The 12389-nt window shown below is 56.1% G+C and carries 9 protein-coding genes; 4 read left to right on the top strand and 5 right to left on the bottom strand.

The window, feature by feature from the left end; genetic code table 11:
• Positions 1–7 precede the first annotated feature (7 nt).
• The 3 genes from cydB to HMPREF0183_RS02265 all read right to left on the bottom strand — a co-directional run bounded on the left by cydB (position 8) and on the right by HMPREF0183_RS02265 (position 4893).
• The gene (gene cydB, locus HMPREF0183_RS02275) at positions 8–1042 is read right to left on the bottom strand and encodes a cytochrome d ubiquinol oxidase subunit II (RefSeq protein WP_005882402.1); all 1035 of its coding nucleotides are present in this window, start codon (positions 1040–1042) and stop codon (positions 8–10) included.
• 9 nt (positions 1043–1051) lie between these two features.
• On the bottom strand, positions 1052–2623 hold the full coding sequence (locus HMPREF0183_RS02270; RefSeq protein ID WP_005882400.1) for a cytochrome ubiquinol oxidase subunit I: 1572 nt from the start codon (positions 2621–2623) through the stop codon (positions 1052–1054).
• Between the two features lie 167 nt (positions 2624–2790).
• Positions 2791–4893 carry a DNA gyrase/topoisomerase IV subunit B gene (locus HMPREF0183_RS02265; RefSeq protein ID WP_005882398.1) on the bottom strand — a complete coding sequence of 701 codons (2103 nt, stop codon included), beginning with the start codon at positions 4891–4893 and terminating at the stop codon, positions 2791–2793.
• Positions 4894–4964: 71 nt separating this feature from the next.
• Here HMPREF0183_RS02265 and HMPREF0183_RS02260 point away from each other — a divergent pair, with 71 nt between their 5' ends.
• Entirely contained in the window at positions 4965–5813 is an 849-nt protein-coding gene (locus HMPREF0183_RS02260; protein WP_005882396.1) for an N-acetylmuramoyl-L-alanine amidase, read from the top strand.
• On the top strand, positions 5810–6553 hold the full coding sequence (locus HMPREF0183_RS02255) for a VOC family protein (RefSeq protein ID WP_005882394.1): 744 nt from the start codon (positions 5810–5812) through the stop codon (positions 6551–6553). The genes HMPREF0183_RS02260 and HMPREF0183_RS02255 overlap by 4 nt, the downstream gene beginning before the upstream one ends.
• 28 nt (positions 6554–6581) lie before the next feature.
• On the opposite strand, the gene HMPREF0183_RS02250 is transcribed toward HMPREF0183_RS02255, so the two are convergent.
• Together HMPREF0183_RS02250 and HMPREF0183_RS13170 are read right to left on the bottom strand one after the other, a co-directional pair.
• The gene (locus HMPREF0183_RS02250; protein ID WP_040347716.1) at positions 6582–7988 is read right to left on the bottom strand and encodes an RNA polymerase sigma factor; all 1407 of its coding nucleotides are present in this window, start codon (positions 7986–7988) and stop codon (positions 6582–6584) included.
• Positions 7989–8102: 114 nt separating this feature from the next.
• Positions 8103–8378, bottom strand: coding sequence for a hypothetical protein (locus HMPREF0183_RS13170; protein WP_156798055.1), 276 nt, complete (start codon positions 8376–8378; stop codon positions 8103–8105).
• A gap of 974 nt (positions 8379–9352) precedes the next feature.
• Here HMPREF0183_RS13170 and HMPREF0183_RS02240 point away from each other — a divergent pair.
• Positions 9353–10111 (top strand): spermidine synthase, encoded by a 759-nt coding sequence (locus HMPREF0183_RS02240; protein ID WP_005882388.1) that lies wholly within the window; start codon positions 9353–9355, stop codon positions 10109–10111.
• 91 nt (positions 10112–10202) lie between these two features.
• Positions 10203–12389 (top strand): HelD family protein, encoded by a 2187-nt coding sequence (locus tag HMPREF0183_RS02235; RefSeq protein ID WP_245527084.1) that lies wholly within the window; start codon positions 10203–10205, stop codon positions 12387–12389.

Here is a 12389-nt window from a genome sequence, read left to right as displayed (position 1 = left end):
GACTTACTCACGCTTTGATGCGAGCAGCCACCGGAATCTGGTGTGCTTCCGGAATGTGCTCAACGTGCAGACGCTTAGCCCACAGCGTGTACGAGAAGACCGTGTACGCCAGGACGATGGGCACGAAGATCACCGTCACCCACAGCATGACGCCCAACGTGTAGTTAGACGACGATGCGTTTGCAAGGGTGAGCGAGAACTCCGGGTTGATGGTGGATGGGAGAACGTTGGGGAAGATCGAGGCGAAGACGCTCACGACTCCCGCGACCAGGAACAGACCCTGGAAGATAAATCCACCCTTTTCGGAACCTGCACGCAGGCGTACCCAGCTGATTGCTGCGAACACTGCGGCAAGCGCGATCACTGCCCAGCCCCACACAGGACCGTGCATCACCTGAACGATGACGACCCATACGACGATCGGAAGCAAGAACACAGGGCCCCACTTCGCGGCTAGCGCGTGAGCACGGTGACGAATGTCGCCGTCAGTCTTGAGGCTGACGAAAAGCAGACCGTGCAGGATCGAGAATCCAAGGACTCCCAGACCGCCGATAATGGCGTACACGTTTACCCACGCGAATGGGCCACCGATGTTATCTCCGTTTTCGTTCAGAGGCAGTCCGGTCGTGGTCAGGGCGAGCATGGCCCCCACGCAGAAGGCGGCTACGGCTGAGCCTCCAGCCATGGCCCACGTCCAGAAGTTACGCCACTGATCCGAATGACCTTTTCCGCGGTACTCGATCGACACAGCCCTGAGGATCAGTGCAACGAGAGCGAGCGTCAGCGGCAGATAGAGAGCCGAGAACAGGGAGGCGTACCACAGGGGGAAGGCCGCGAAGGTAGCACCACCAGCGGTCAGCAGCCACACCTCGTTACCGTCCCACACCGGACCGATCGAGTTGAGAAGAACGCGACGTTCTTTTTCGTTTTTCGCCAGTGCCTTCATGAGGACACCTACGCCCAGGTCAAAGCCCTCGAGGAAGAGGTATCCCAACCACAGAACGGCGATGAGAATAAACCAGATAATCTGCAGAATTTCCATTGCCACTCCTTAGTAAGCGAACGCCAAGACGTCGTCGTTCTTCGCATCAACGGTGGGCTTGTTGTTGCGGATGTCGAGTTCGGGCATGGCAGAAGCAACACCACCCCGGGTGTACTTGATGATGAGCTTAAGCTCAACCACCATGAGCGCACCGTACAACAGTGTCAGCGTGATCAAACTGAACAGGAGTTCAGCGGCCGTAACTGACGGTGAAATCGCTGCGGCCGTGTAAAGGAACACGCCGTCAACACCTGACGGGTCAGGGTTGGGGGCCACCACAAACGGCTGGCGTCCCATTTCGGTGAACACCCATCCTGCCGTATTCGCGATAAAGGGAGCGAAGATCGACAAGACTGCGAGAGTGTTCAACCATTTAGCTTGTGGCACAGTGCCCTTGCGAGTGAGCACCAATGCCAACGCGGCGAACGCTGCTGAGAGGACACCGAATCCGATCATCATACGGAAGCCCCAGTACGTGACGATCATGAGTGGCTGATAGTCCACGGGTGCGCCCGAGTACTCGCCGTACATGTCGCCTTCCGGCAGAGTGGTGCCGTACTTCTCTTCATATTCCGGAATCAGGGTGTTCACACCGGGCACGTCGCTAGTGAAGTCGCCCTTTGCCAAGAAGGACAAGAGGCCAGGGATCTCAATAATGGGCTTAACCGAGTCACACGAGTTGAGGTCGGGCTTACCGACGGTCAGAACCGAGAACTGTCCGCCGTCGTGGCACGCAGCTTCTGCCGACGCCATCTTCATGGGTTGCTGTTCGTACATGAGCTTCGCTTGGAAGTCACCTGTAATTGCTACGAACACAAACGCGATGATGGCCGTCCATGCACCCATGCGGAGCGATTTGATCCACACTGAGTGATCTTTTGCGTCACGTCCAGCAATTTCTGGAGCGTCTCCGACGACAACATTGCCCTTGTCATCAACCGTGTCGATGCCATCCTTGCGACGGCGCCACAGGTGGTACCACGCGATACCCACAAGGAACCCGCCACCCACGGCGACCGCACCAGCCAATGTGTGAGCGTAAGCCCACAGGGCCGTGTTGTTGGTCAAAACAGCGACAACATCAACCATCACTGGACGTCCGTCGATCATTTCAACGCCCACGGGGTGTTGCATCCATGAGTTGGCCACAATAATGAAGTAGGCCGACAGCCATGATCCGATCACGGCGGCCCACAGAACAGTCAAGTGCAACGGCTTGGAAAGTCGCTTCCAACCGAAGATCCAAATTCCCAAGAAAGTCGATTCGAGGAAGAACGCGATAAGTGCTTCCATCGCAAGAGGCGCCCCGAAAACGTCTCCCACAAAGCGTGAGTATTCACTCCACGCCATTCCGAACTGAAATTCCTGAACAATACCGGTCGCAACACCCATGATGAAGTTAATCAGGTAGAGCTTGCCCCAGAACTTTGTGGAGCGTAGCCACCGCTCATCACCAGTGCGGTAGTACAGGGTCTGCATAATACCGACGAGCAGTCCAAGCCCGAGGGTGAGCGGGACCATCCAGAAGTGGTACACGGTGGTAATTCCAAACTGCCACCGGCCGATGAGTACCGGGTCCACGTCGCCTCCTCAAATGTGCACACCACGTGCGCAACAGTGTGGTTAATCCACCACAATTTTAACGATACTCACAGGATTTCAGGCTATGCGAGACGCATTCGAAATAGTTGGTCTCATTTTTCGGCTAGCGGGAGTTGCCTGATGGACAGTGCGGTTAAACGTGAGGCTTACGCGTCGATTCGCTGGGCATCAAGTGAGGCAGCGCCGGACACAATGAACTGCTTACGCGGGGCCACCTCGGAACCCATCAGGAGGTTGAACGTGGTATCAGCCTTTGCGACATCGTCCATGGTCACCCGACGAAGCATCCGGTGTTCTGGGTCCATGGTCGTTTCCGCCAACTGGTCAGCGTCCATCTCTCCCAGTCCTTTGTAGCGCTGAGGCGTCTTGTAGCTCTTTTTCTGCCTGTCTAACCGCGCGATTGTCTTGTGCAGTTCGGCTTCCGAATACGTATAGATGACATCGTTTGCCTTGCCCCGGTTGACCACTTCAATGCGGTGCAGAGGTGGAACCGCGGCAAACACCCTGCCGGCTTCGACAAGTGGACGCATGTAGCGGAAAAACAGTGTGAGGAGCAGTGTGCGGATGTGCGCGCCGTCAACGTCAGCGTCGGTCATAATGATGACTTTGCCGTAACGCGCTTGTTCTAGGTCAAAACTGCGCCCCGAACCCGCACCGATGACCTGTGTAAGCGCAGCGCATTCGGCGTTGGCGAGCATGTCGGCAACAGAGGCCTTTTGCACATTGAGGATTTTTCCGCGGATAGGGAAAAGCGCTTGCATTTCTGAGTTTCGTGCCGCTTTTGCCGTCCCCATCGCCGAATCACCTTCAACAATGAAGAGTTCTGTTTCGTCTACATCGGACTTCCTGCAGTCGTACAGCTTGGCAGGCAGGGACGAACTCTCCAATGCGGTTTTACGCCGCTGATTCTCACGGTGCGTACGTGCCGAAATCCTCGATTTCATTTCCGCAACCACTTTTTCCAACAAGGTATTCACCTGGGACTTAGTAGCGCGATGTGAGGACTCCAGGATGGATGTCAGTTCTTTTTCGACTGCCCGAGAAACGATTCCTCGCACAGGAGGCGTTCCTAGCACTTCCTTTGTTTGCCCCTCAAACTGTGGTTCAGCGAGAGCGACAGTCACAACTGCTGTGAGGCCAGCAAGAATGTCGTCTTTCTCTAGCTTGTCCTTGCCCACTTTGAGGCGACGAGCATTGCTTTCGACTGCCTTGCGAATCGTTTTGACAATTCCTTGTTCAAAACCAGAGACGTGCGTTCCGCCTTTGGGAGTCGCGATGATGTTTACAAACGACTTCAACATCGTGTCGTAGCCGTTTCCCCACCGCAGCGCGACATCGACCGTAATATCGCGTTCAACTTCTTGCGATTCCATGTGTCCCGAAGAGTTAAGGACTGGAACTGTTTCTTTAAACGACGACTGGGTTGTAAAACGCCACGTGTCCGTCAGCGCGGCATCATGCGCCAAGTGGTCAACAAATGCGGAGATCCCGCCGTCGAACTGAAACTCTTCGACGCGGTGAGGAATCGGCGCACCGGTTTCGTCGACTGCTACTCCCCTATTGTCGACAAGCGTGATTTTAAGACCCGGAACCAAAAAGGCCGTCTGACGTGCGCGATCCACAAGGTGGTCATAGTTGAACTTAGCGTCGCGAATAAAGATCTGAGGGTCGGCCCAGTAGCGAATCTTGGTACCGGTGACACCTCGTTTAGCCTTGCCGACGACCTCCAGTTTGGACTCTTTTTTAAATGGGGTGAAGTCGTTATCCGGGTGTGGCTCGTTCCTATCCGTGAACATTCCGGGCGCTCCCCGCTTAAAGGACATGCGGTACACCTTGGAAGACCGCGTCACTTCGATGTCCAAGCGGCTTGACAGGGCATTGACAACCGACGCGCCTACACCGTGGAGGCCACCCACTGCGGAATACGAGCCACCACCAAACTTTCCTCCGGCATGGAGCTTCGTCATGACAAGTTCAACACCGGTAAGCCCCGTACGAGGTTCAATGTCGACTGGAATTCCACGCCCGTTATCTTCGACCGTGACAGATCCGTCTTCGTGGAGGGTCACCGTGATGTTTTCGCCGTAACCGCCTAACGCTTCGTCGACAGCGTTGTCGATAATTTCCCACAGACAGTGCATAAGGCCACGCGAGTCGGTGGACCCGATATACATTCCGGGACGCTTACGCACCGCCTCGAGACCTTCGAGGACCTGCAGTTGCCGTGCTCCGTAATCCGATGTTGCCACCGTCCCAGTCTAGGCCGAAGCCGGCGCAAAACCTTGGATTCACGGGGCTTGTGTCGAGTAGACTGACACATGTGAAACACGCAATTGCGCTATACGCGTGTGCAGTTATGGTCCTTCTGGGTGGCTGTGGGGGCACCCAGACGGCACAGCCCCGCACCACCGTCAAACCGGAGCCCATTACGCACGAGCAGAATCCCGGGGACACCTCGGCGTCGGAAACTCCTCAACGCAAACCTGACGAGTCAGACGGCACCGACAAACCGGCCAACTCTCTCGACGGCGTGACCATTGCGTTAGACCCTGGCCATAACGGTGGCAACGCGTCACACCTTTCCCGCATTAACAAAAAGGTGCCGGACGGGCGCGGTGGAAAAAAGGCGTGCAACACCACGGGCACAGCAACCGACGGTGGCTTTCCTGAACACGAATTCAACTGGAACGTCGGCACAAAGGTGCGCGACGAACTCGGAAAGCGTGGCGCTCGCGTCATCATGTCGCGCGACTCCAATGACGGGGTCGGACCCTGTGTGGATGAACGCGGGAAGTTCGCTGACGAAGCCGACTTCTTGGTCAGCATTCACGCCAACGGCTCAACAGACTCGTCGATTCGCGGATTCGGAGTCATCCTGGCTCCGGGCGAAAAAGTGGAAGAGTCCACCAAGCTGGCAGAAGCAATTGTGCGGGGGTTTAAGGATCACAACTTCCCTATCAAGCGCGCCGGATACGGCAAAGACGGCATGGTGGAGCGCACCGACTTAGCTGGCTTGAACCATGCGTCAGTCCCTGCCGTCATCGTCGAATGTGGCGAAATGCGCAACCCTGAAGAAGCCGAACGCATGCAAAAGGACCCTGACGCATACGCGCGCGCATTAGTCGATGGCATCGACACATTTGCGTCCTATGCAACAATGGGGCTGTGACTGAGAACAAGCCTGTAACCCCTTGTTGGATTGAGCTGAGCTCTCCAAACGTTGAAGAATCGCAGTCGTTCTATTCCGCCGTTTTTGGCTGGGATTTTGACGGCGAGGGCCCCATGGGAATCGGAACACGCGCCGTCGTAAACGGTGCGTCAGTTGCGGGTATCAGCCAACAACCCGCCGAGGCACCCCAGGGTCAGCCAGGGTTCTGGTCGCTGTATTTCCATGTCCCAGATTTTGAAGGATTCCTGCAGGAAATCGCTGAAAACAAGGGACAGGCGCTCATGGCGATCCCCAACTTTGGCGACAATGCTTCGGTTGCTCTCGTTGCCGACTCAGCCCAAACCGGATTTGGTGTATTGGCGTATGACGATGACCGCGGGTTCTCGCTCACAGACGCCGTGGGCGCCCCGGCATGGTTTGAACTGCACACCACCGACACCGGAGTCGCAGACTTTTACACCACTGTTTTCGGCTGGGACGTCCAGTCCAGCACAGACGAGTACACCACCTTTTCTGCTGGGGACTCCCCCGTAGCAGGAATGGTTGACATCTCTGAGCTGTCAATTCCTGCGCACTGGAAAATATATGTGCGCGTCAGTGACGTAGATGCAACACTTGAGCGTGCTCAGGAACACGGTGGCGCTATTTTGTCGAAGCCCGTTGACACGCACTTGGGTCGCGTCGCGCAGATCATCGACTGCCACAATGCCGCTATTGCGATTGTGAGCACAACTCGCTGACCTGCGCGGGGCGCGGCTACCTCGAATATCAGTCGAGGTAGTCGCGGAGTACCTGGGAACGCGACGGGTGGCGGAGCTTAGCCATCGTCTTCGATTCGATCTGGCGGATACGCTCACGGGTCACACCGTAGACCTTGCCGATCTCGTCAAGAGTCTTGGGCTGACCATCATTGAGCCCAAAGCGCATCGAAACCACACCAGCTTCGCGCTCTGACAAGGTGTCGAGAACCGAGTGGAGCTGTTCCTGAAGCAAAGTGAAGCTGACTGAGTCAGCGGGCACTACAGCTTCTGAGTCTTCAATGAGGTCACCGAATTCCGAGTCTCCGTCCTCACCCAGTGGGGTGTGCAGAGAAATCGGTTCACGTCCATACTTCTGGACTTCGACGACACGTTCGGGTGTCATGTCGAGTTCTTTAGCGAGTTCTTCCGGTGTGGGTTCACGGCCCAAGTCTTGAAGCATCTGGCGCTGCACACGAGCGAGCTTGTTGATGACTTCCACCATGTGAACAGGAATACGAATGGTACGTGCCTGGTCGGCCATAGCGCGGGTAATTGCCTGGCGGATCCACCAGGTTGCATACGTGGAGAACTTAAAGCCCTTGGTGTAGTCGAACTTTTCGACGGCACGAATCAGACCCAAGTTACCTTCCTGGATCAGGTCCAAGAACAACATGCCACGACCCGTGTAGCGCTTTGCGAGCGACACCACGAGTCGAAGGTTAGCTTCGAGCAAGTGGTTCTTAGCAATCCGCCCGTCGTGAATAATCCACTTATAGTCGCGCAGGTCCCGCGCATCCGTAACCTTGCCTTCGTCGACAAGGTGTTCGGCATACATTCCGGCCTCAATACGCTTTGCTAGGTCGACTTCTTCGGCAGCGTTAAGCAGTGCGACCTTACCGATCTGCTTGAGGTAGTCCTTCACCGGGTCAGCGGTTGCACCGGCAGTCGCAACCTGCTGTGCAGGCTGGTCCTCATCGTCGGCATCGGACACCACAAAGCCTCCGGCTTCCTTAATCTGGGCGTCCTTTTCCTCTTCTTGAGAATTACGAGTTTCAGTCGATTCGTCGGTTGTGGCGAGTTCTTCCACCTCGTCGGTTTCGACCTTGTCATTCTCACCGTCTTCTGCGTCCTGGGCCTTCTGTCTGGTGGCCGTCTTCTTAGCGGCTTCTTTGGCTGCAGTTGCCTTGGCCGCACGCTTAGCGGTAGCTGCTGACTTAGCTGCAGTTGTAGTCTTCTTTGGAGCAGCAGTGGACTTCTTAGCAGTAGTCGCACTCTTCTTAGCAGCGGTGGAAGCCGTCTTCTTTGCGCCGGTTGTCTTGGAAGCTGTTGATTTAGATGTCGACGTGGCCTTCTTTGCGGTGGTAGAGGCTTTAGATGTTGTTGCCTTCTTCTTTGCAGTAGTAGAGGCTTGCTTCTCTTTCTCAACAGCTGGCACGAAGTCACCTTTCACCTAAGTTGCCACACGGGCAGTACTAAGACCCAAGTCAAATCCTCGCGGATACAACTGGGTCAACACCCAATTTTCGCACGATATTCCCGGCAAGTGAAATCAACGCGTCCACACAGCGGTGATCCCGCGTTCCACAAACGCTTCAACAGTGCCAGCGAAACTATTGGCCGAGTCGACAGCGAGCGCTGACCGTGCGAAATGATGCGCGTAGGAGTTGTGTCCGGCGACCCATTCGAACCAGGCGATCACGCCCAAGAGTTCACTAAAGTACTCATCAGATGCGTGGACTGCAACGAGTTTGAGATACATGAGGACGGAGTATGTGTATGGCATGTGGGGCCGGATCGCGTCCATTCCAGCAAGATGCCGCTCCATGTCCCCTTCTAGGATTTCCAAAATTGTTTCCAGAAATCCTTCTGGACTCAAGTGCCCCACTACATCGGGTCTAAAGCTAGGGTGCCGTGCAGAAAACAGGGTGATAAGAGCATCTCTGCCAACGCCGTTATCGCTCAACATCTCGATCGCTCGGACCGCCCCAGGGCTCACATGGATACTGTCCCAATCGGACGGGGTAGCTTCTGAAAGAGCAAAGGAACAAAGCTTACTCGCATCCCTAATAAGCGCTTCGAGATCACTCCGTTTATCACCGGTGCAATTCTCTAGTTGCCTACGCACGTGGTCCCTGGCGTGTGGGAGTGCGGATAACGGTGGCAGGTTTGTTGTGGTTTCTACGTTCGGGACAGGTACGCATTCTTCCGGATCAAGGATCCATCCACATTTATTGTGGCCTGTCCACACAGGAGGAATTGATCTCACGCCAACTTTGAGGAGTTCACGTTTTATCGCAATCCACGCATGCACAAGTGCGTGAACATCCCGGCTGTTCTTTTCTTCTCCTGCATGTCCAAGAGCTCTGGCGATTTCATCACACGAAAAAACGGGGAAAACCACTTCACACGGCTCAAAACGACAAACCACCTGCGCTATTTGATCAGCGAGGTCGTCGCTGAACCTGCGGACGGCTCTCATATCGAAATTGACACGTACGCTTCCGCTGAGAGCCCCAACACCTGTTGCGTTTCGTTTCAGAACAAAAACGAGCGAATCGGGAGGGACATGCCCCATGGCCATGTTGACGAGATGAACAATATCGACTGGTGTACTGATGTTTATTGTTTCCATGACTTCACTGTCATGCTCATCCGCTTGACCCGTAACCCACTCGTTTCGCCCTGTGGAAAAAGGCGTATTCTCCACAGCTGCGGACCACTGCAACACAGTGAATGTGCACATCCCCGTACCCCTAACATCACCGCTGTGACAGGGGAAGACAATTACACTTGGGCCGTATGGGACGGAAACGGGCACGAGACACCAGCGTCGAGGTCGAGATATCCACAGGAACTGCGCGCAAGGAAAACATTCCGGGAGAGTCCAACTCGTGGGTCCTTTACGTCAACTCCGTACCAAGTTCGTCGATCACTATCGGCGAACCTACCCGCTTAGATTTTCCATATCTCCACTGGATGACAACCACAATTGATCACGTGTTCCCACCCGGAACCTCGGTCAGAGCTGTCCACATTGGAGCAGCCGGATGCTCTCTAGCACGGCGTTTGCACGCCACCCACCCGCGGTCTCGCCAAACAGCCATCGACGTCGACGCACTTCTCATGGAATATGTCCGCGAGTGGTTCGATCTTCCTCGCTCCCCCGCCCTTGCTCTACGGGTGGGAGACGGGGCACGCGAAATCCACACGTTCGCACCCGGCAGCATCGACATCGTCGTACGCGACGCGTTCGCAGGAGACACCACTCCCCAAGCACTCACAACCAACGACTACTTTGCCCACACCGCCGCGGCGCTTAAACCAGAGGGCCTGGCGTTGTTCAATATTGCAGGAACCCCCGGCCACGCGCGCCAAGAAATCCAGGCAATATCATCCCACTTTGCGCACGTCTACATCATCCACGCAAGCGGACGAACACGGGGGCAACGTGCAAATGTGGTTATCGCGGCAACGGCATCGGCGAGCACCCTCGATACGACAAGACTCGCGGCCTCCCTGCGAACAGGGCCTGCCCCGGCGACAATTACCCAAGCATGATTTAACTCACTGCGCACACACCAAAATTCACATGGAATTCGATGCCAAGGTCGTTCGGTTCCGGCATAATTGAATGCCGGAAAGGTACAGGGTGAACAATTTGAACGAAATTTCCATCGAGCAGCAACACGTCGATGCGGTCTACACGAGGCTAGACGAACTCCGTACCGAAACCACCCAAAAACTCCAGAACGTACGGCTCACCCACGTGGGAAACCACCACCAGAACAGGTCCGAGCGCGACGCTTTTGCCACGGTGTACGAAGACCAGCTCATTCGCCTCAACAGCGCGGAAGAAGGCCTGTGCTTTGGTCGTATTGACGACCGCGACGGCACTACCACGTATATTGGGCGGATCGGTATCAGCGACCAGGACCGGTCTCAGCTACTCATGGACTGGCGGGCACCGGCCAGCGAACCATTCTATCGCGCAACTGCAGCGCAGCCAGAAAACCTTGTTCTCAGGCGCCATCTCACAACGCGCGGGCGTGAAGTTGTGGGCATTGAAGACGATGTCATGAGCTTAAGCGACCTAGACTCCGACAAACGTAGACACTTGCGTGGAGAAGGTGCGCTGATCGCCTCACTCGACGCGCACCGTACGGGTCGTATGTCTAATATTGTCGAAACGATTCAGGCAGAACAGGATGCGATTATTCGCAAGCCGCTGTCTGGTGTCGTAGTCGTTCAAGGTGGACCCGGAACCGGAAAAACCGCTGTCGCCCTCCACCGCGCCGCATTCCTTCTGTATAAGCACCGCACCAAAATTGCGCAGTCGGGCGTCCTCATCGTTGGGCCGTCTCCGGTGTTCCTCAAATACATTGAAAAGGTTCTGCCCAGCCTGGGCGAAACCGGTGCTGTCCTGTTAACGCCGGGCCAGTTATTCCCAGGGATCGACACGACGCTCCGGGACTCTTTTTCGACCTCGGCGGTCAAAGGCGACCTTCGTATGGTCAAAGTGCTGTCCCGCGCAGTACGAAACTACCAGCGAATCCCGGCTTCAGATATCGAGCTGAACGTAGGGCTGCGACGGGTCACACTCACACGCGACATGGTCAAGACGGCACGGGATCGGGCACGCAGGTCCGGGTATAAGCACAACCGCGCACGCGAGGTTTTTGCAACCACTTTGATGAACGCGCTGGCGCAGCGGATCGTGGAAAACGGTGAAGGGGGCGCCTCAGAAGATCAGATCGCCGAGGTCGTTGACGATGTGCGTCGCTCTCGCGACGCGCGTGTTGCGATCAATACGCACTGGCTCCCGTTGACTCCCCTAGGTGTCCTGGACGCCCTGTTTTCGAAGCCGCACAAGCTGGTGGCGGCAGCCGACAACGTGTTGAGTTTTGAGGAGATGGCGCGGCTACGGCGTCCTGCAGGGTCAGAGATCACGATTGAGGACGTCCCCCTTTTGGACGAGTTGGCTGAACTGTTAGGTACCGCACCTGGCCAGGCGCAGGCACCGTCCCAGGAGGTCGAGTACGCCGAACGTGTCCTTGAGATGACAGGAACGGGCGATCTCATCTCTGCTGAGCAGTTGGCTCAGCGGTATGCGGATGCGAGTTCGGCTCAGACCCTAGCCGAACGGGCCAGCGAGGACCGTGAGTGGACATATGGCCACTTGATCGTCGATGAGGCGCAAGAGCTCAGCCCCATGCAGTTGCGACTTCTGTTTAACCGGGTGCCGTCCAAGTCCGCCACCCTTGTGGGGGACCTTGCGCAGGCTTCGGTTGTGGACTCAGAGCGCACGTGGAACACCATGTTGTCCCCGCACGTCGACTCCTTTGACGCGCAAGAGCTCACTGTTTCGTACCGCACACCGGGGCGCATCATGTCGATTGCCAATCAGCTTCTCATGGACCACTTCCCCACGCTGGCTGTTCCCACTCCGGTCAGGGAGGGCACCCACGATCCCGAGGTCGTCCGGACGTCGTCGGTCTCTGAGTCTGCGAGCCGCTTGGCTTCAGTGCTGGGCGAGCAAGATTTAGGTGGCACGTGCGCGGTGATAACGGCGGTTGAGCACCGCGAAATCATTGAAGCTACACTGACCGACGCCGGACTTGACTACGGGGTTGGGCCCGCTGGAATCGACCGTACGGTTGCGGTTCTCACTCCTTTTGGAGCCAAGGGTCTCGAGTTCGACAACGTGGTGATTTTTGAGCCTGCATTTGTTGCGCAATCGCAGAAGGGCGTGGGTGAGTTGTACGTTGCGTTGACGCGCGCTACTTCGCGTCTCACAGTTGTCACGTCGAATGAGTCAGTCTTAGACGCGTATCTGTAA

This window comes from Brevibacterium mcbrellneri ATCC 49030 (assembly GCF_000178455.1).
In the GTDB taxonomy this organism is placed as follows: Bacteria; Actinomycetota; Actinomycetes; order Actinomycetales; family Brevibacteriaceae; genus Brevibacterium; species Brevibacterium mcbrellneri.
This window is presented reverse-complemented; position numbering and strand designations above follow the sequence as displayed.

Excerpts from the sequence above, each read along its gene's own strand:
- HMPREF0183_RS13170 (WP_156798055.1), bottom strand. The coding sequence starts at position 8,378 with ATGGAGCGGCATCTTGCTGGAATGGACGCGATCCGGCCCCACATGCCA.
- HMPREF0183_RS02240 (WP_005882388.1), top strand. The coding sequence starts at position 9,353 with ATGGGACGGAAACGGGCACGAGACACCAGCGTCGAGGTCGAGATATCC.
- cydB (WP_005882402.1), bottom strand. The coding sequence starts at position 1,042 with ATGGAAATTCTGCAGATTATCTGGTTTATTCTCATCGCCGTTCTGTGG.